This is a genomic window from Ruegeria sp. CDSB013 (genome assembly GCF_059611165.1).
In genome coordinates this window covers 124,384-143,889 of sequence record NZ_JBXWPA010000013.1, presented here as the reverse complement: position 1 = coordinate 143,889, position 19,506 = coordinate 124,384, and the positions used below count along the sequence as shown (strand labels likewise).

At 58.6% G+C, this 19,506-nt stretch carries 20 protein-coding genes; 6 read left to right on the top strand and 14 right to left on the bottom strand.

The genetic code is table 11. The features are described 5' to 3' along the window. Positions 1–9 precede the first annotated feature (9 nt). The 3 genes from tolR to ybgC all read right to left on the bottom strand — a co-directional run bounded on the left by tolR (position 10) and on the right by ybgC (position 1,702). Positions 10–486, bottom strand: a complete 477-nt coding sequence (gene tolR, locus AC2FJF_RS19805) for a protein TolR (protein WP_109312607.1) — start codon at positions 484–486, stop codon at positions 10–12. 1 nt (position 487) lies between these two features. After that, positions 488–1,183 (bottom strand): protein TolQ, encoded by a 696-nt coding sequence (tolQ, locus tag AC2FJF_RS19800; RefSeq protein WP_058273221.1) that lies wholly within the window; start codon positions 1,181–1,183, stop codon positions 488–490. 111 nt (positions 1,184–1,294) lie between these two features. Further along, positions 1,295–1,702: a tol-pal system-associated acyl-CoA thioesterase gene (gene ybgC / locus AC2FJF_RS19795; protein WP_058273220.1), complete on the bottom strand. Its 408-nt coding sequence runs from the start codon at positions 1,700–1,702 to the stop codon at positions 1,295–1,297. A 190-nt stretch (positions 1,703–1,892) separates the two neighbouring features. Here ybgC and AC2FJF_RS19790 point away from each other — a divergent pair, with 190 nt between their 5' ends. After that, positions 1,893–3,599, top strand: a complete 1,707-nt coding sequence (locus tag AC2FJF_RS19790) for a SulP family inorganic anion transporter (protein WP_496726870.1) — start codon at positions 1,893–1,895, stop codon at positions 3,597–3,599. A gap of 16 nt (positions 3,600–3,615) precedes the next feature. On the opposite strand, the gene AC2FJF_RS19785 is transcribed toward AC2FJF_RS19790, so the two are convergent. From AC2FJF_RS19785 to ruvC, 4 genes are all read right to left on the bottom strand, one after another. Then, positions 3,616–4,239, bottom strand: coding sequence for a hypothetical protein (locus AC2FJF_RS19785; RefSeq protein ID WP_496726869.1), 624 nt, complete (start codon positions 4,237–4,239; stop codon positions 3,616–3,618). A gap of 63 nt (positions 4,240–4,302) precedes the next feature. Beyond that, the gene (ruvB, locus tag AC2FJF_RS19780; protein WP_496726868.1) at positions 4,303–5,322 is read right to left on the bottom strand and encodes a Holliday junction branch migration DNA helicase RuvB; all 1,020 of its coding nucleotides are present in this window, start codon (positions 5,320–5,322) and stop codon (positions 4,303–4,305) included. Positions 5,323–5,326: 4 nt separating this feature from the next. Beyond that, positions 5,327–6,004 carry a Holliday junction branch migration protein RuvA gene (gene ruvA / locus AC2FJF_RS19775; protein WP_496726867.1) on the bottom strand — a complete coding sequence of 226 codons (678 nt, stop codon included), beginning with the start codon at positions 6,002–6,004 and terminating at the stop codon, positions 5,327–5,329. Further along, positions 6,001–6,498 (bottom strand): crossover junction endodeoxyribonuclease RuvC, encoded by a 498-nt coding sequence (gene ruvC, locus AC2FJF_RS19770; protein WP_058273216.1) that lies wholly within the window; start codon positions 6,496–6,498, stop codon positions 6,001–6,003. The genes ruvA and ruvC overlap by 4 nt, the downstream gene beginning before the upstream one ends. 334 nt (positions 6,499–6,832) lie before the next feature. Between ruvC and AC2FJF_RS19765 the strand changes: the two genes are divergently transcribed. Next, entirely contained in the window at positions 6,833–7,045 is a 213-nt protein-coding gene (locus AC2FJF_RS19765; protein WP_108861009.1) for a DUF1127 domain-containing protein, read from the top strand. A 103-nt stretch (positions 7,046–7,148) separates the two neighbouring features. On the opposite strand, the gene AC2FJF_RS19760 is transcribed toward AC2FJF_RS19765, so the two are convergent. The 4 genes from AC2FJF_RS19760 to AC2FJF_RS19745 form a co-directional block, all read right to left on the bottom strand. Beyond that, positions 7,149–7,493, bottom strand: coding sequence for a hypothetical protein (locus AC2FJF_RS19760; RefSeq protein ID WP_496726866.1), 345 nt, complete (start codon positions 7,491–7,493; stop codon positions 7,149–7,151). A 103-nt stretch (positions 7,494–7,596) separates the two neighbouring features. Further along, positions 7,597–8,469: a 50S ribosomal protein L11 methyltransferase gene (locus AC2FJF_RS19755; RefSeq protein WP_496726865.1), complete on the bottom strand. Its 873-nt coding sequence runs from the start codon at positions 8,467–8,469 to the stop codon at positions 7,597–7,599. 66 nt (positions 8,470–8,535) lie between these two features. After that, on the bottom strand, positions 8,536–9,768 hold the full coding sequence (locus tag AC2FJF_RS19750; protein ID WP_496726864.1) for an MFS transporter: 1,233 nt from the start codon (positions 9,766–9,768) through the stop codon (positions 8,536–8,538). 79 nt (positions 9,769–9,847) lie between these two features. Further along, positions 9,848–12,043, bottom strand: coding sequence for a primosomal protein N' (locus AC2FJF_RS19745; RefSeq protein ID WP_496726863.1), 2,196 nt, complete (start codon positions 12,041–12,043; stop codon positions 9,848–9,850). Between the two features lie 90 nt (positions 12,044–12,133). Between AC2FJF_RS19745 and fsa the strand changes: the two genes are divergently transcribed. The 4 genes from fsa to AC2FJF_RS19725 all read left to right on the top strand — a co-directional run bounded on the left by fsa (position 12,134) and on the right by AC2FJF_RS19725 (position 15,387). After that, a complete protein-coding gene (gene fsa / locus AC2FJF_RS19740) occupies positions 12,134–12,787 on the top strand; it encodes a fructose-6-phosphate aldolase (RefSeq protein WP_496726862.1) in 654 nt (217 codons plus the stop codon). 194 nt (positions 12,788–12,981) lie between these two features. Further along, a complete protein-coding gene (locus AC2FJF_RS19735) occupies positions 12,982–13,689 on the top strand; it encodes a DUF484 family protein (RefSeq protein ID WP_058273210.1) in 708 nt (235 codons plus the stop codon). Then, complete coding sequence (locus tag AC2FJF_RS19730) at positions 13,686–14,606, top strand: tyrosine recombinase XerC (protein WP_496726861.1); 921 nt, start codon at positions 13,686–13,688, stop codon at positions 14,604–14,606. Before AC2FJF_RS19735 ends, AC2FJF_RS19730 begins: the two co-directional genes overlap by 4 nt. Before the next feature lie 85 nt (positions 14,607–14,691). Next, positions 14,692–15,387 (top strand): CDP-alcohol phosphatidyltransferase family protein, encoded by a 696-nt coding sequence (locus tag AC2FJF_RS19725; protein WP_058273208.1) that lies wholly within the window; start codon positions 14,692–14,694, stop codon positions 15,385–15,387. 3 nt (positions 15,388–15,390) lie between these two features. On the opposite strand, the gene AC2FJF_RS19720 is transcribed toward AC2FJF_RS19725, so the two are convergent. The 3 genes from AC2FJF_RS19720 to ileS form a co-directional block, all read right to left on the bottom strand. Then, entirely contained in the window at positions 15,391–15,858 is a 468-nt protein-coding gene (locus AC2FJF_RS19720) for a hypothetical protein (RefSeq protein ID WP_058273207.1), read from the bottom strand. 76 nt (positions 15,859–15,934) lie between these two features. Further along, a complete protein-coding gene (locus AC2FJF_RS19715; protein WP_496726860.1) occupies positions 15,935–16,390 on the bottom strand; it encodes a methylated-DNA--[protein]-cysteine S-methyltransferase in 456 nt (151 codons plus the stop codon). A gap of 81 nt (positions 16,391–16,471) precedes the next feature. Continuing rightward, positions 16,472–19,384, bottom strand: a complete 2,913-nt coding sequence (gene ileS / locus AC2FJF_RS19710; protein WP_496726859.1) for an isoleucine--tRNA ligase — start codon at positions 19,382–19,384, stop codon at positions 16,472–16,474. Positions 19,385–19,506: the final 122 nt, after the last annotated feature.

Here is a 19,506-nt window from a genome sequence, read left to right as displayed (position 1 = left end):
CGCGCGGCCTCACTCTCCACCATCGTCCAGCGCAGGGCCGCCGGTGTCAGTCACCAGCCCCACATTGGAAAACCCACCTGCATTCAGCGCACCCATAACCTGCATCACCTGCGCGTAAGGGATCGCACCATCCGCCCGCAGGAACACCCGGTCACTGCTGCGTTCTGCCGCGATGGCGCGCAGCTTGCCAATCAACTCTTCGCGGGCAACATCGGTGGTTTGAATCTGAACGCGCCCTTCGGCAGTCATCGTGACTGTCAGCGGCTCTTCGTTATCGCCCGGCAACGCGCTTGCCGCCGTCTTGGGCAGGTCCACCGGCACGCCAACAGTTAGCAGCGGTGCCGCCACCATAAAGATAATCAGCAACACCAGCATAACGTCTACAAACGGCGTCACGTTGATCTCGGCCATCGGCTGCGCGCGCCCGCGACGACGGCCCCGTCTGCGCCCGTTCCCGCCTCCGTTCTGCTGAACCGCCGCACCCATCCTAGCTGTCCAACTGACGCGACAGGATGGTGGCGAACTCGTCGGCAAAAGCCTCGTAGCCACCCACGATCCGGTCACTGTCTGAACTGAGCTTGTTGTAGAAAATTACCGCCGGGATCGCAGCCAACAGACCCAGGCCCGTGGCCAAAAGCGCCTCGGCAATGCCGGGTGCCACAACGGCAAGGTTGGTGTTTTGCTGCTCGGCAATCTCAATAAACGCGTTCATGATGCCCCAAACGGTCCCGAACAGGCCAATGAACGGCGCGGTCGAGCCCACCGTCGCCAAAATGGGCAAACCTTTTTGCAGTGTCTCGGACTCTTTGGCGATTGCCACGTCCATCGAGCGGTCAATCCGTGCAGTGGCCCCCGCGATCAGCCCGCCATCCGTTCGGTGCGACCTGCGCCATTCGATCATGCCAGCGGCAAAAATCTTCTCGGAACTGCCGTCGGGCTGCGATCCGATATGTTCGAACAGCTCGTCCAGCGGGTTGCCGGACCAGAAGGCCTCGTCAAACACCTGCGCCTCGCGGCGGGCCGCGCGATAGTTGATCAATTTCTGAATGATAATCGCCCAAGACCAGATGGATGCAGCGATCAGCATCAACATCACCAGTTTGACGACAAAGGTCGCGCGGGCATACAGCCCCCACATGGAGAAATCGATCTCCTGCGCCAGCGCCAGCGTTTCAGCTTCCATGAACCTGCTCTTTGTTTTTTGCCTGACGGCCGTTCGTTTGGCCTTGTTTTTCCAAACGCTATCGCAGTTGGTTACGAAAAGCCAACATAACCACCCCAGACCGACAAATTGTTACATCAATGCGCGAATCTCTGCCGGAAGGCGGACCGGCTTGCCCTGCGCATTCATACAAACAGCAGTCACCGAGGCGCGGAAGATCTCGGTCTCCCCCCTCTTGACCAACTGACCCATGGTCAGCCGCACACCAGAGATTGACGACAGCCAAGTTTCAACAATCAGCTCATCATCGAACTTCGCGGGCGCGACGTAATCCGCCTCGATCCGGCGCACGACCCAGACGATCCCGCCATCGCGCATCGCGTTCTGATCATTGCCCAGACGGCGCACATAGTCAGATCGCGCGCGTTCGATAAACTTGAGGTAATTCGCGTGGTATACGACCCCGCCCATATCGGTGTCTTCATAGTAGACCCGGATCGGAAAGATATGCTTGTGGGGCGCATCAGCTTCATTGGCCATGATATCAGGTCCGGTCTCTCAAATATGTAACGCGCGGGGCAAATCCTGCTCTGAAACAGATGCATGGTTGTCGCGGTTCCTGCAATCCCTTGTGGGGACAAAGTTCCCACCTTCCCAAGTCCGCTATCGAAATTCGAAGATTTGCCCTCTAGGCTTTCATACATACCAAGTGAATCCGACAGGAGTTTCAATGGCTAAAGGACCAAAAGAAGAGAGGATGTTCTTTCTTCCTGTCCTTCAGGGCATCTTGCCGTTCAACCGCGCGACCTTGCCTGCGGAAATTTTGGCAGGCCTGACCTTTGCCTGCCTCGCGATCCCCGAGGTCATGGGCTACACAAAGATCGCAGGCACACCGGTTGTGACTGGGTTGTACACCATCCTTATCCCAATGGCGCTGTTCGCGCTGTTCGGTTCGTCCCGCCATCTTGTTGTGGGCGCGGATTCTGCTACGGCGGCGATTACGGCCTCGGCCCTGGCCGGCATGGCAGTGTCGGGTTCGTCCGAGTATCTGGCGTTGGCGTCCCTTTTGGCGCTGATGGCAGCTGTTCTTCTGATTGCCGCACGCCTCATCGGCTTGGGGTTTTTGGCTGATTTCCTATCCCGGACAGTTCTTGTCGGGTTCCTGACAGGCGTGGGCATTCAAGTCGCGGCCGGAGAAATCCCCGGCCTGTTAGGGATCGAAAGCGAAGGTCATGGGACCATCGCCAAGCTTCAGGCAACCATTCAGAACATCGACCAGACAAGCTGGCCCACATTGACGGTGGCGGCGGCAGTTCTGCTGATCGTCGTCGGATGCCGGCAGCTGTCACCGAAACTGCCCGGCCCGTTATTCGCCATACTTGGGGTAATCCTGTGCAGCTGGGCGTTCCAATTCGCCGCATCCGGCATCGCGGTACTGGGTTCGGTTCCCAGCGGCTTGCCTGCGCTCTCTGTCCCGAACGTGGATTGGAGCTGGACCCTGTTCAAACAATTGCTGCCAACCGCGCTGTCCATTTTCGTTGTGATCTTGGCCCAAAGCGCCGCAACTTCGCGGGCCTATGCCGCACGCTACGAAGAGAAGTTCAGCGAGAACACTGACCTTGTCGGGCTGGGTCTGGCCAATCTTGGGGCAGCCTTCACGGGCACATTCGTTGTAAATGGCAGCCCGACAAAAACCGAGATGGTGGCCAGCGCCGGTGGCCGCAGTCAGGTGGCACAACTGACGACCGTCTTGATCGTCTTGGTGGTCATATTGTTCCTGACCGGCCCGCTGGCCTACCTGCCGAATGCGGCACTGTCTGCAGTTGTGTTCCTGATCGGCCTGAAACTGATCGACCTGAAAGGCCTGATTGCAATTTACAGGCAAGCCCGATCAGAATTCTGGATTGCAGTCGCCACGGCTGCGGTTGTCGTCATCGTTGGGGTCGAACAAGGCATCATCTTTGCGATGGTGCTGTCATTGATCGACCATACCCGCCGCGGCTACCGCCCCAAAAATTCAGTGATCGTCAAAACCAAAGACGGTGGTTGGCATTCAAAACCCATTTCCGTGCCAAACCAATTCGAACCCGGGCTCGTCATCTATCGCTTCTCGCACAGCCTTTACTACGCGAATGCACAGCGGCTTTCGGATGAGATTGCGACAATCACCCATGATTCAGATAACAAAGTACGTTGGTTCTGCATCGAAGCCTCGGCCATCGATGACATCGACTTCACCGCGGGCTACACGCTGCGCAATGTCCTCAAGCTCCTGCAGGCAAGGAACATCCGGCTGGTATTCCTCGTGATCGAACCGCATGTCCGGTCAGAGTTGGACAGGTACGGCGTGACCAATTTGGTGGGCGACGACGCATTTTTTGACACGGGAAGCGATCTATTGACCGCTTTCCAACACCGCAACACATCCAAATCGTAGATGGTCTCAGCTTAAATCACTGCGGCTGCTGCATTCGTGCAAACAATCGCAAGCCATGTGCCGGGTCCTGCGCTGCCCTCGGCAAAACCGGATCATAGGCTGCCCGGATCAGCCCGGCGATGTCGGGGCGCAGGACTGTCACCCCCTCGGCGACCGCCAGCGGCGATTGCGTTCTGAACGCAGTGTCCGACCACAGCAAAATGGTCTGCACCACCTGGCTGAGCGCCAGTGTCTCGGCCGGAATCTTGGACAGCTCTTTGTCCATGCGCAGGAAAACAAACGCGGCTCGAATCGCACCGTCCTCTTCAAAGCGGAACACGCGATACTGATTTGCATCCGCCGCGATCAGCCGGTCCACCAGCGGGGCAAGATCGGGAACCAACCGATCCAGATCTGGAACTTCTAGCAGCTCCTTCCAGTCGCGGAAAAAGAACACCATGCAGTTCGCACCAAGTTCCGGATCCGTTTCGGCCATCTTATGATCGGCCAGGCTAACCACGGCCTCAAACGCGCCCTTGACGGTGTTCAGGGTTTCATCCTCGACCCCAAAGACGATAGGCACGATGGGCCGACCCCAACGCGCAAACAGGAACTCTCCGCTTTCACGGGTGAACAACGACTGAATGTCTTCGGGGGTCACGCCCAATCCTTCATCTTTTCGAAAGTACTCTTGCCGAAGGCATAAAATCTAAAGGCCTCAGCTTCAACCAAACAGATCGCTCTGGCCCTTTGGTGCCGACATTCCCAGATGCGTCCAAGCCTTCTGCGCCAACATCCGACCGCGTGGCGTGCGCTGGATCAGCCCTTGCTGCAACAAATAGGGCTCGATCACGTCCTCCAGCGAATCGCGACTTTCCGACAACGCAGCCGACAGGGTCTCAATCCCGACCGGACCACCGGCATAGTTCTCAGCAATCAGCTTAAGGTATCGCCGGTCGGCACCATCCAAGCCCAGATTATCCACTCCCAACCGCGTCAGCGCGCCATCCGCCAGATCCAGGGTGATACGTCCATCGCCCTCGACGATGGCGAAATCCACCACCCGTCGCAGCAATCGCCCTGCGATCCGCGGGGTCCCGCGCGATCGGCGCGCAATTTCTCTGGCGCCCGCATCATCAGCAGGCGCGCCCAGTTTGCGGGCATTGCGCGTAACGATCTCGTGCAACTCGTCCACTGTGTAGAACTGCAACCGCGTCGGAATGCCAAATCGGTCGCGCAATGGGGTGGTCAGCAAGCCCATCCGCGTCGTTGCTCCGACCAAAGTAAACGGCTGCAGCTCAATCCGCACAGTCCGCGCTGCCGGGCCTTCGCCGATCACCAGATCCAGCTCGAAATCCTCCATCGCCGGATACAGAACCTCTTCGACGGCCGGGTTCAGACGGTGGATTTCGTCGATGAACAGCACATCGCGGGATTCCAGATTGGTCAGGATCGCCGCCAGATCACCCGCCTTGGCCAGAACCGGCCCCGAGGTCATGCGGAAATTCACCCCCAACTCGCGCGCCATGATTTGTGCCAGCGTCGTTTTACCCAGACCCGGAGGGCCATGAAACAGCGTGTGATCCATCGCCTCGCTCCGCATACGCGCGGATTGGATAAAGATGCGCAAATTTGCCCTCGCCTCGGCCTGACCGATGAATTCGTCTAACCCCTGCGGACGCAGGGCGCGGTCGTTATCCTCGGGCAAGGGATCGGGGCGCAATGTGGGATCGGCGTCTACCATTCAGTTACCCTTTCGGAGCCAGCAACTTGAGCGCCGCCCGGATCAATTCAGCCTCGCCTGCATCCGGTAGGCTGGCGGCCGCTTCGGCCACGGCCGAGGCCGCCTCGGATGGTCCGTACCCTAAATTGCCAAGGGCTGACAGTGCCCCCGCCGAAGCTGCGGCAGACCCCGAGGCAGGCTTGGCCGCCTGTTTGGGCGCTGTTGCCGGTTCAGACAGCTCAACAACTTCCAATCCGGGACCGTCCATCGCTTCGGTCACGGTCCCGCCCATCGCCATAACACCCGGCGCTTTGTCTTTTAGATCCAGCACGATCCGCTGCGCCGTCTTTGGGCCCACGCCTTTCGCCGCCTTGACGGCACCCCAATCCCCAAGCGCAATGGCACGGCTGACCCCATCCGGACCCAGCGCGGACAGTATAGCGAGCGAGACCTTGGCCCCAACGCCCTGAACCGAACACAGCAGGCGATGCCATTCCTTTTCGACCAGAGACAAAAACCCGAAAAGCTGCATCAGGTCCTCGCGCACCACCAAATCGGTATAGATCGAGACAGCCTCGCCAACGCCCGGCAGTGCGGCCATGGTCCGGTCCGAGCAGTAAACCAGGTATCCAACCCCACGCACGTCGATCAACACGTGATCCGCTGCGCGATAGTCCAGTCGTCCGGTCAGTTTCCCGATCATGCCCGCACCTCTTTCACGCGCGCCTGCGGCGCTGCGCCGTAATATGAATGACAGATGGCAATCGCCAGCGCATCCGCGGCATCCGCCCCTTTGGGCTTACAGCCCGGCAGTTGCAATTTGACCATATGAAGAACCTGCTCTTTCTCGGCATGCCCAACGCCCACAACCGTTTTCTTAACCCGGTTGGGCGCGTATTCACCCACGGGCAGCCCTGCTTGCGCCAGCGTCAACAACGCCACACCACGCGCCTGGCCCAGCTTCAGCGTACCAGCCCCATCCTTATTGACGAAGGTCTGTTCGATGGCCGCCTGATCGGGCTGATGTTCTGCAATGACTTCGACGATTTGATTGTAGAGAGACAGCAAACGCTCGCCCAAATCGTCCCCGTCAGACTTGCACAGTCCGTTGGCGACGTGGCTCAGGCGGCTGCCATGCGATTCGATGACGCCCCATCCCAGGGTCCTAAGCCCCGGATCAATGCCCAAAATCCGCATATTTCGCCTCGGCCTGCTCGAGTTTTTGTAATCTTTTTTACGGATTAGCACGAAGCGTGAACATTTTCCAAGCGAATTGACAGAGAGTACAAAAACGACAGACCTGTTTCACACGCGACAAAACGGCCAATTTGCGACAGGCAAAAGTCTGAAATCGACACGTTTCATGAAGCAAAAATGGCCAATAAATTAAGGGGTTCTAATGAATCTTGAGCCCTGCAAAAAACGCATAGGACAGTTGCAATTTCCGCACTTGCACAGCCGATTTGGCGGCACTAGATGCCGCTCAGAACGAACGATCAAAACGTAAACTCAAACCAGAAGGAAACAGGATATGGCTGCACTGGACACAACCCGCACCACCACTGGCTCATTCGGCCTCGTTGGCCGTATCGGCGCATATTTCGCATCGGTCGTGAACGCCGTTGTCGAATGGAATGACGCCCGTGTGACACGTAACACGCTGAGCGGTCTGACAGATCGCGAACTGGAAGATATCGGACTGTGCCGTGGCGATATTGACGTCGTGGCCGAAGGTCGTCGTTAAGATTTAACGCACCGCCCACTCATATGCCCCTTCCCTCCCTCGGGGGCAAAGCAGAACGCCGCGCATGCAGAATGCGCGGCGTTTCTGATTCATTGGCCTGATGTTAGGGCAGCAGCCGTGCCAACTGTTCCGAAAGCATCAGCGATACCGGATCGATTTGCATCACCCAAGCACCGGCTTGTTCAACCGAAGTGCCCTCGTTCAATGCATCAACCCTGTATTGATAGCCCGAAGGCCCAAGGCTGGTCAGCAAGAACGTCTTGAATGCGAACAACCCAAGCAGACACATCAGAAGAACCTTCAGGGGCAAAGCAGACTTTACCCTCTGCGGTTTCATCACAACCAACCCGTCCTTGCGCATCGTCGCACGATAGCCACGGCTTAGTTTTGCGTGTTTCTTGTTCAGGCGATTCACGCGCTGATCAAATTCTAGTTGTTTTCCCGTCATGGCAGCCTCCAAAACCGCCCCCCGTTTCCACGTTAAGACGGTAGAAACAGAATGCGACAAAATCGAGGCAAAACTCCAGAAAGCTCCAGCAAATGGCCCAAATTTAGCCCTGTTTGCTTAATATTAGCGTCGTCCACTCACCAATTTGGTCATTTTTCTCTAAATTGAACCCGTTTTGTACATAAACAGAAACCACATCATCGGCTTGTTCGTTAAGGATTCCAGACAAAATTGCGTATCCACCGACGCGCAGATTCGCTGCGATTTCGGGGGCCAGAGCAATCAGTGGCCCCTTGAGGATATTTGCGAAAATCAGATCGTAAGGTGCGATCGCGCCCAGATCAGGATGGTCAAAGCCCGCCGCTTCCACGCAACGGACCTTGCCTGCCATTCCATTGGCCTTCAGGTTGGCTTCGGCGACATCAACAGCCACTTCGTCGATATCGCTGGCGATGATCTCACCTTCCCAGACCCGCGCTGCCGCCATGGCCAGCACGGCAGTGCCACAGCCGATATCGGCCACTTTGGTCGCCGTGAACCCTTGGCTCAGAAGATGGTCCAGCGCCTTTAGGCATCCCAAAGTGGTGCCGTGGTGGCCAGTGCCAAAGGCCATTGCGGCCTCGATCAGTAGCGGGATGCGTCCCTCGGGCAGTTTGTCAGCGTCGTGGCTGCCATAGACAAAGAACCGTCCAGCATCGACCGGTGCCAGTTCCCGGCGCACATGGGCCACCCAATCCGTATCGGGCAATTCTGACACGACAAACGGCTTGGCCTCAAACGCGGCGGCCAAGACGGCCAAAGCGGTTTCGTCCGGAGTTTCGGTGAAATACCCACCAACTTCCCAAAGTCCCGAACCATCCTCGACCTCGAATACACCAACGCCGGTTGGTTCGGGATCCAGACGCTCCATCGCTTCGCCCAGCCCTTCGGCAGCTTTTTTACCGGTCAGTGTAGTCAGCGCAGTGAATGTGGGCATGGGGGCCTCCTGTATCAATTGACACAGCGCCTATGGCGATGGCCCGCCAAGGTCAAGCATTGGCGCTTATTCGGCAGGTGCCGGCGCGTATTTCGACAAGATCGTTTCATTGCCCGGTTCCGGGTGGCGCGGGATCAGTAAGGTCAATCCCAACGAGATCATCGCCATCGCAGCGGCCAGTGCAAAGACTGCACCGGGCGAGATGACCCACAGCAGGCCCAGAAGCGCGGGAAGGAACACAGCGGCGATATGGTTGATCGTGAACGCCACGGCCGCTGTCGGTGCAATGTCCGCAGGGTCGGCGATTTTCTGAAAGTAGGTCTTCAGGGCAAGCGCTAATGCGAAAAGAACATGGTCGATCACATATAGGGTTGCAGCCAGAACCACGCCCCACCCGAACCAGTAGATACCGCCATAGGCCGCAAAAACGATCGCCAAGCCGGTGTATTCGAAGATCAGCGTGCGGCGCTCACCGAACATCGACACAGCCTTACCCAGCATCGGAGCCGCCGCCATGTTGATCACCAGATTGATCAGATAGAGGCTGGTCAGCTCGTGCACTTCAAACCCAAACTTCTCGACCATCATGAAGCCGGCGAAGACAACAAAGATCTGCCGCCGCGCGCCGGCCATGAACTGTAGTGCGTAATACAGCCAGTAGCGACGACGCAGGATCAGTTTTTTAGTCTGTGGAGTTGGCGAGTCAAACTGCGGAAAGGCGAAAAGACAGAACAGCGCCAGCAGGGCAGTCACACCACCAGCGGCCATGAATACAATGTTGTAGGACAGATCAAACCGGTCCCAGGTCAAAACGATCAAGCCATAGACCACTGCGGTCGCGGCAGACCCCATAGCCACCAGCCACCCCAGAACCTGCGGCGCGCGATCTTTGGGCAGCCATTGCAGCTGCAGCGATTGGTTCACCGTTTCGTAGTAGTGAAAGCCGATCGAGCTGAAGAGCGTAACAAACAACAACCCACCAAGGCTGGGAAACCATGCTGTCAACGCAGTTGCCACGCCCAGCATCATCAGCGAGATCATCGCCAATACCTGCTCGCGCACGAAAATGATCACCGCGATCACGCCAACGGCAAGAAATCCAGGGATCTCCCGCACAGTGTGCAGTAACCCAATGTCGGCCCCGTCAAAATTCGCCACCTCAATGACGAAATTGTTCAACAGCGCGCTCCACGCGTTGAAGGCAATCGGCATCGTCAACGCCATGACGAACAAGAGCGTCACAGGGCGGCGCCAGAACGGAAGGCTCTGCGCCTCGGACAGGGGCATCGGTTTCAACATGGGACTCCTCTACGCCCATTTTCAGATTTTGGCGAGGCCGAAGCAGTGCGCGCACAATCGATCTGCGCTGATGCAGAGGTCAGTAGAAACTCTGCGGGTCGATATCCACGGTCAAACGCAGGTCGCCCTTAAGGCGCAAGGGCGCGATCCAGCGGGCAATCGCGTCCTGAATCGGGGCGCCCTTGGGTGCCTTGACCAGCAATCGCACGCGGTGTCTGCCGCGAATCCGCGCAATAGGCGCCGGAGCCGGGCCAAAGACTTGTGCCCCGATATCGCGCAGCGGCGCATCGTTGCGGGCCATTGCATTTCCGATATCAAAAACTGGTCCAACCTCAGGCCCGGACAGGACAATCCCGGCCATACGGCCGTATGGCGGCACACCTGCCGCCTGCCGTCCGGCGGCCTCGGCCTTCCAAAATCCTTCTTCGTCACCTGACAGAATGGCACGGATTACGGGATGCTCGGGCTGGAATGTCTGCAACAGGGCCTGCCCTGGCTTGTCCGCCCGGCCAGCCCGACCTGCGACTTGCCGCATCAACTGGAATGTCCGCTCAGCGGCGCGCAGGTCTGCCCCGTGCAGACTGAGGTCGGCATCGATTACCCCGACCAAAGTCAGATTGGGAAAGTTGTGCCCTTTGGCCACCAATTGCGTACCGATGACGATATCCGCATCGCCCTCGGCAATCTCTTCGATCTTGGCTTTCAGGGCGCGGGCCGAGCCGAACAAATCGGAACTCAGCATCGCGATCTTGGCATCGGGAAACGTCGCCTCCGCCTCTTCCGCCAGCCGCTCGATCCCCGGGCCGACCGGGGCCAACTTGCCCTCGACCCCGCATGAGGGACATTCGTCAGGCATCGGCTTGGTCTCACCGCATTGGTGACACATCAGCCGTTTCAGAAACCGGTGCTCGACCATCCGGGCGTCGCAATGATCGCAGGCAATCTGTTCCCCGCAAGCGCGGCACAGGGTCACCGGTGCATACCCACGGCGGTTGATGAACAGCAGCGATTGCTCGCTCTTCTCGATCCGCTGCATCACCGCCTGCCGCAAAGACGGAGAAATCCACGTCCCTGGTTGCATCTGTTCGGCCCGCATATCGATGGGCTTCATCTCGGGCAACACCGCCGCCCCGAACCGCGAGGTCAGATCGACCCGGTCGTATTTTCCCGCCTCGGCGTTGGCCCAGCTTTCCAGCGAGGGTGTTGCGCTGGCCAGAATCACCCGCCCGCCACAAATGGCGGACCGCAGAACAGCCATGTCCCGCGCGCTGTAATGCACGCCGTCCTCTTGCTTGTACGAGGTGTCGTGTTCTTCATCGACAACCACCAGGCCAAGGTTGCGAAACGGCAGGAACAAAGCTGAGCGCGCGCCAATCACCATTTGCGCATCCCCCTGCCCGACCATCCGCCAGACCCGGCGGCGTTCGGTCATGGTCGCGCCGGAATGCCATTCGGCTGGGCGTGCACCGAACCGCGCCTCAACCCGCGTCAGGAATTCCGCTGTCAGAGCGATCTCGGGCAGCAGAACCAAGGCTTGTCGGCCCATCCGCAGCGCCTCGGCTACAGCCTCCAGATACACTTCGGTTTTGCCCGAACCCGTCACGCCCTTAAGCAGCGTGGTTCCATATTCACCGGACCGCTGGCCCTTCTGCAACTTCTCAACCGCCGCAGCCTGATCGTCGGTTAGCGCCTTGCCCGGCAAATCCGGATCCAGACGCGGATAGGGCAAATCGCGCGGGCTGTCTTCTTCCCGCACAGCGCCCTGTTTGACCAACCCTTTGACGACCGAAGACGTCACGCCCGCCTGTTCGGCGAGCTCTTTCAGTGTGAACGCCAGCCCGCCATAGTCGCGGAGCACCTCCAGCACACGGGTGCGCGCGTCTGTCATGCGATCAGGTTCACCACTGCCCAGCCGATAAACCTTGCGCATCGACGGCGGATCACCCAAGCCCGGCGCACGGGTTGCCAGACGCAACATCGCGGGCATCGGCGTCAGGGTGTAATCAGCAACCTTCCCCAGAAACAGCCGCATTTCTTCGCGCATCGGCGCGACCTCAAGCACCCGGATCACGGATCGCGCCTTGTTCAGGTCGAACCCGCCCTGTCCCGGCCCCCAGACGACACCCAGTACTTTGCGCGGCCCCAGCGGAACCTCTACGAACGCCCCCAGAAAACAGCCCCCCTCGGGCGCCTTGTAATCCAGCGTCCGGTCCAGCGGTTGTGCGGTCAGAACCGCAACCAGCTCTCCGTGGTCGAAATACTCCTGAGTGCTCAACGCATATCCTTGGGCTCGGGGGTTCCAGCATGGGTCTCTTTGAGGTAAAGCCATCCGCGACCAAGGCCAACCCATCAAAGGACTGCCCGCATGAAATTCTTCGTAGACACAGCCGAAATCGACGCCATTGCCGAACTGAACGATTTGGGCATGGTGGACGGCGTGACCACCAACCCCTCGTTGATCCTGAAATCAGGTCGTGACATTCTGGAAGTGACCAAGGAAATCTGTGATCTGGTGGACGGACCGGTTTCAGCCGAAGTTGTCGCAACCGAAGCTGACGACATGATCGCCGAGGGCCGCAAGCTGGCCAAGATCGCTCCGAATATCGCCGTGAAAGTTCCGCTGACATGGGCCGGTCTGAAAACCTGCAAGACGCTCAGCGACGAAGGCCAGATGGTCAACGTCACACTCTGCTTCTCGACCAACCAGGCGCTTCTGGCCGCAAAGGCGGGTGCAACCTTCATCTCGCCCTTCATTGGTCGTCTGGATGACATCAACCTCGATGGCATGGATCTGATCGGGGATATCCGTCAGGTCTATGACAATTACGGTTTTGAAACCGAAATTCTGGCCGCTTCAATCCGCACCGTGAATCACGTGACCGACAGCGCCCGCATCGGTGCTGACGTGATCACCGCACCGCCTGCCGTGATCAAGAAACTGGCCGATCACCCGTTGACAGACAAAGGTCTGGAAACCTTCCTGGCCGACTGGGCCAAGACCGGTCAGAAAATCCTCTGACCCTTTGCGCGACCGCGTGGCACCGTCAGGTGCCGCGCCCGGCCCAACTGCCAAGCCTTGATCTTTGATCAAGGTGTCGCAGGCGGGAGCCGTAGGTCACAGTGGGAATGAAATGCACCGCCAATGCATTTTTTCCAAGGAAACCGCCATAACTCATGTTATAAGCCCCTCAACAAAAAAAGACCGAGCGGGACATGAGCAGTAACACCAAACTCCAGGACAACTTGCGCGCCGCGATTCTGGCCAAACCAGACGCTGTGCTGGACGACAAGGACCTGATGCAGGCACTTGTGACGGCCAACGAACAGGCGCGCGGCGACAACGTCATCGACCTGCGCGGCATCGCCATGCAACGGCTCGAGGAACGGCTGGACAGGCTGGAAGACACCCACCGGTCCGTCATCGCCGCAGCATATGAAAACCTTGCGGGCACAAATCAGGTGCATCGTGCTGTTATCCGCATGCTGGAACCGGCCGAGTTCGAAGATTTCCTGCGCACGCTCGGCTCGGATGTGGTCGAAATCCTGCGCGTTGATCGCATCAAGCTGATTCTGGAATCTACAGCCACACAGGAAGACCCCGCCATCGACACTCTGGGCGGCGTTCTGTCTGTGGTCGAACCCGGTTTCGTGGACAATTACCTGACCTTCGACCGCGGCGGCCCCGCCCGCGACGTGGTTCTGCGCGAGATCCTCCACCCGACGCACAGAATTTTTGGGCCCAACGCAGATCACCTGCGGTCCGAGGCTTGCCTGCGGTTGGATCTGGGTGAGGGCCGGTTGCCGGGCATGATCGTGATGAGCGCAAGGGACCGCAATCATTTTTCGCCGCAGCTCGGCACTGATCTTCTGTCGTTCTTTGCTGGCGTCTTCGAACGCTCGATGCGCCACTGGTTGTCGTGAGCCTGATCTCACCCGCCTGCCGCGACGCGTTACAGTATTGGCTGGACAGCCTGAGCGCGCTGGCGGGGCGATCGGAAAACACCCAGGCCGCCTATCGCGGTGATGTCACCGAGTTCCTGTCTTTCATGACACTACATCACAGTGAACAGCAGGGATTGGCAGCGCTGGCCCGGATCACCGTGTCCGACATGCGCGCCTGGATGGCGGATCAGCGCAGCGCAGGTGTTGGTGCGCGATCTCTGGCGCGCAAGCTGTCGGCGGTCAAAAGCTTTTATCGATGGCTGGCTGAACGTGAAGGGTTCGAACCCACTGCCGTTCTGTCCACACGCGCGCCAAAGTTTACCCAAAAACTCCCGCGCCCGCTGGCCGAAGACGCGGCCCGCGCGATGATCGACACGGTCGAACTTCAGTCGTCAAACGACTGGATCTCGGCGCGGGACGTTGCTGTCGTTACATTGCTCTATGGCTGCGGTTTGCGCATATCTGAGGCGCTGTCCCTGACAGGAAGCGACGCGCCCTTGCCGAATAGCTTGCGTATTGTGGGAAAGGGCGGAAAGGAACGCATCGTTCCAGTGATCCCGGCCGCCTGCACCGCCGTTGACCGTTACCTGCAGCTTTGTCCGCATCCACAATCCCAGGAAAAGGCTTTGTTCCGCGGGGTGCGTGGTGGTGCGCTCAATCCGCGCGCAATTCAGGGCGTGATGGCCAAGGCGCGCATGCAGCTTGGCCTGCCCGCAACCGCCACACCGCACGCTTTAAGGCACAGTTTTGCCACCCATCTATTGTCCGCTGGGGGTGATCTGCGCGCCATTCAGGAATTGCTGGGCCATGCCTCACTGTCCACCACGCAGGCCTATACGGCCGTAGATACGGCCCGACTGATGGAAGTCTACAACCGCGCCCACCCCAAGGCCTGATCCCGAGTCCCTCGATGACGTCTGGGCTGTATCCTTACCCGGCTTTTAGTTTGCATCTGCAGCGCGCATCGTCCAAGAGACACAAATGACAATAAAACTCAAAGCCCTTTCCGTACATCTGTTCACTGCGACCGGTGCCGTCTTTGCAATGTTGGCCATGCTGGCCGCGGTCGAGGAAAAGTGGAGCCTTATGTATCTGTGGCTTGTGATCTCGTTCATCGTGGACGGAATCGACGGCCCGCTTGCGCGCCACTACCATGTCAAAAAGAACGCACCGGAATTTGACGGTGTTCTTCTGGACCTGATCATCGACTATCTGACCTACGTGTTCATTCCGGCCTTTGCGCTGTTCAAATCTGGGCTGATGGACGGTTGGACAGGCTGGTTTGCGATCATTGTGATCACCTTTGCCAGCGCCATGTATTTCGCGGACACGCGGATGAAGACCAAGGACAACTCGTTCTCGGGGTTTCCGGGTTGCTGGAACATGTTCGTCATCGTGATCTTCGCGCTTGAGCCCAATTTCTGGGTGATCCTGCTGCTGGTTTCACTGTTGTCGCTGGCGATGTTCCTGCCGTTGAAGTTCATTCACCCTGTGCGGACGGAACGCTGGCGCAACGTGTCACTGCCCATCGCGTTCGCCTGGACGTTCTTCGCCGGATGGGCTGCCTGGGTCGATTTCCATCCCGAAAGCTGGGCGCATTGGGGGTTGGTGATTACAAGCCTCTACCTGGTTTCAGCTGGCATTGCGCAGCAACTTGTCCCGCTGCGCAACAACTGAACGTTACAGGATTTCCTCAACCTCGAACTCGGTGCCGTTATGGGTGAACACATCACCCTCTTGCAGACCGGTCATGGTCAGGTAGATCGGGCTCTGGGTTGAAATACCCATATAGGTTTTGCCGTCCACCTCGAACCGTGTAGTCGAAACACAGACCACGAAACGGCGGTTGTTGAACTTGACAACAGCGCCTGGCTGAACCCGGTCCGTCAGGCTGAAATCCGTGTTCTCGATCACATCAATCTTGGCGTGGTGCGCATGAACGGGTGCATCGAACGCCGCCGCCAGATCCGCATTCTCGCGCGAGGCGGCAATGTCATCCTTGTCATGCCCTTCGCGGTCGTCCAGCTGCGAGTCTTTTAGAAATGCGTCGTAATGCGCCTGCGCAGTTGCCAGTTCCTGTTCTTCCAGCGACATCAGGCGGTCTATGATGGCCTTTTTGCGAGCGGCCGGGTCTGTATGGGCGGTCATGCAATACGGTCCTTCAAATTCAGTAACTGATATAGGTTGGGCCGCGAACTCTGGGATTGCAACTGATTTTCGCGCCTCAGATCAGCAGGCCCGCCGCGCGTTCATGACGCAGCAAGGCCACTTTGGTCTCAACGCCACCATCGCCCGAGAACCCGCCCAGACCGTTGGCAGACAGCACCCGATGGCAAGGTATAATCACCGGTATGGGGTTCGCACCGCAGGCCTGCCCCACCGGTTGGGGTGGCTGCCCAAGCTCTTTCGCGATGTCCCCGTACGTTCGGGTCTCGCCCAGCGGAATGGCATACATCAGGTCGCAGACATTGCGCTGAAAGTCTGACCCGACAACACGATACGGCAGATCGAACCGTTCAAGACGCCCCTCGTTATACGCGGTCAACTGCGCAGCGGCTTCCTGCAACAGGGGTGTGTCCGGCCCGTCGTCCTGCCCATCCCACACAAGGCGTGTGATGGCGCCATCTGTTTCTTCAATGCCAAGGCGGCCAAACTGCGTATCAACGGAAATCATCGGCATGAATACAGCGTTTCAGATCGCCGGGGCCAGCGCAAGCGGGGAAAGAAAAACCCCCGGCAGTCATGCCGAGGGTTCGAATGTTTAGCCCAGGGCTTCGTCACAGCGCCCACATACGCCCGCGTGGGAATGCCGACCGACATCCGGCAGGATCTTCCAACAACGCTGACATTTCTCGCCATCTGCTTTTTCGAAGACAACCCCTACCCCTTCGATTTCCGGCACACGGAACGCCTCGGCCGGGGCCGGATCGCCCGAAACGGTCAGGCCAGACGTGATGCACATGTCGTCCACGTCAAAGGTGGCCAGCAGATCGCGGGTGTCACTGTCTTCGACATGCACGATTGGCGCGGCCTCAAGGCTGGATCCGATGACCTTATCCTGACGCTGGATTTCCAGCGCTGCAGTCACCGCGCGGCGAACACGGCGAATCTTGGCCATAGCAGCCTCAAGTTCTGGATTACGCCAGTCGGCAGGGGTTTCCGGGAAATCCACCAGATGGACCGAGCTGTCATCGCCGGGGAACCGCTCCAGCCAGACCTCTTCCATGGTGAAGACCAGAACCGGGGCCAGCCATGTGGTCAGTCGGTGGAACAGGATATCCAGCACGGTGCGCGCAGAACGGCGGCGCAGGTTGTCGCCGTCGCAGTACAGCGCATCCTTGCGGACGTCGAAATAGAAGGAAGACAGATCGACCGTGGCAAAGGTGAACACGGCGCTGAACACGCCCTGGAAGTCGAAGGACGCATAGCCTTTGCGCACTTGTTCATCCAGATCGGCCAGACGGCTGAGAACCCAGCGTTCCAAACGCGGCATATCTTCAGGCGCGACACGATCCGCTTCGGTGAAGTCGGCCAGCGAGCCCAGCATGAACCGCATGGTGTTGCGCAGACGGCGATAGCTGTCGGCGGTTCCTTTCAAAATCTCCGGCCCGATCCGCTGGTCGGCGGTGTAGTCGGTTTGAGCCACCCAAAGGCGCAGGATATCGGCACCGTATTGCTTGATGACCTCTTCCGGCACGATGGTATTGCCCAGAGATTTGGACATCTTGTTGCCCTTGGCATCCAGCGTAAAGCCGTGGGTCACAACGTTGCGATACGGCGCACGACCCTTGGTGCCACAGGCTTGCAGCATGGACGAATGGAACCAACCGCGGTGCTGGTCGGTGCCTTCCATATAGACATCAGCGATGCCGTCTTCAGTGCCGTCCTCACGGTCGCGCAGAACGAAGGCATGGGTCGAACCAGAGTCGAACCACACGTCCAGAACGTCAAACACCTGATCGTAGTCATCCGGGTTGGCGATGCCGTCGAGGATCTGTTCTTTGAAGCCGTCAGTGTACCAGATATCCGCGCTGTCTTTCTCGAACGCCGCCTTGATGCGGGCGTTGAGTTCTTCATTACGCAGCAGGTAATTCGCGTCGGTGGGCAGAGCGCCCTTCTTGGTGAAGCAGGTCAGCGGCACACCCCAGGCGCGCTGGCGGGACAAGACCCAGTCCGGGCGCGCTTCGATCATCGAATACAGACGGTTGCGACCGGTCTGAGGCGTCCACTTCACCAGCTCGTCGATCGAACGCAGCGCGCGTTCGCGGATGGTGTCACCCATCTCACCCATGCCGTCGTCCAGTTTGCGATCAACAGACGCAAACCACTGCGGCGTGTTACGGTAGATGATCGGAGCCTTCGAGCGCCACGAATGCGGATAGCTGTGCTTGATCTTGCCACGCGCCAGCAGCCCGCCAACCTCGACCAGCTTGTCGATGACGGCTTTGTTCGCATCACCCTCACCACCCTTGCGGGACAGGATGAACTTACCGCCAAAGAACGGCAAGTCAGCGCGGAACGAGCCATCGTCCATCACGTTGTAGGTGATGACTTGCTCGAGCATGCCTAGATCACGGTACAGTTCGAATTCCTCCATACCATGCGACGGCGCACAGTGGACAAAACCGGTTCCTTCGGTGTCAGTTACAAACTCAGCGGCGCGGAAGTCGCGGATGTCGTCCCATTCGCCATTGCCACCTTCGGCCCGGGCCAGCGGGTGGGTCAACTGGACACCGGCCAATTCATCGGTGGTTACGTCACGCACGCGAGTCCACTGGTCGTCGTTCAGGCGTGCACGGCCCAGCACGTCGGCGGCCAGATTGTCGGCCAGCAGGAACTTGTCTCCGGCACTAGCCCAGCATTCTTCTGGTGCTCCGGTGACTTCGTAGAGGCCGTAAGAGATGTCCTTACCGTAGACGACAGCCTTGTTCGACGGCATCGTCCATGGCGTCGTTGTCCAGATTACAACAAACGCGTCATCCAGATCGCCAGCATTTACGACTTTGAATTTCACCCAGATAGTGAAGCTTTCCTTGTCATGATACTCGACCTCAGCCTCGGCCAGCGCGGTTTTCTCGATGGGCGACCACATCACGGGCTTCGAGCCCTGATAGAGCGTGCCGTTCATCAGGAACTTCATGAACTCGTCGGCGATCACAGCCTCGGCGTGATAGTCCATTGTGATGTAGGGATCGGGCCAGTTGCCGGTGATACCAAGGCGCTTGAATTCTTCGCGCTGGACGTCGATCCAGCCTTCGGCAAACTTGCGGCATTCCTGACGGAAGTCGACGATGTTCACCTCGTCCTTGTTCTTGCCCTTCTTGCGGTACTGTTCCTCGATCTTCCATTCGATTGGCAGGCCGTGACAGTCCCAGCCGGGCACATAGCGCGCATCATGACCCATCATCTGATGGGACCGCACGATCATGTCCTTGATGGTTTTGTTCAGCGCGTGGCCGATATGCAGGTGGCCGTTGGCGTACGGAGGGCCATCATGCAGGGTAAAGGCCGTGCGGTTCTCTTTTTCACGCAGGCGGTCATAGACACCGATTTTCTCCCACCGTTCCAACCACGCGGGCTCGCGCTTGGGCAGGCCAGCGCGCATGGGGAAATCGGTTTTGGGCAGGTTCAGCGTTTCTTTGTAGTCAGGTGTTTGGGTCGTGTCGGCGCACATTTGGGGCGTCCTCAGGATGATCTTTTCGTGTTTGGATCGAAGCGGTCAGCGCGAAATCTCAAGCACCTTTGCCCGGCGTCTCGCGAAATCAGAGCGCCGGGGATATAATTCGAATAATGATG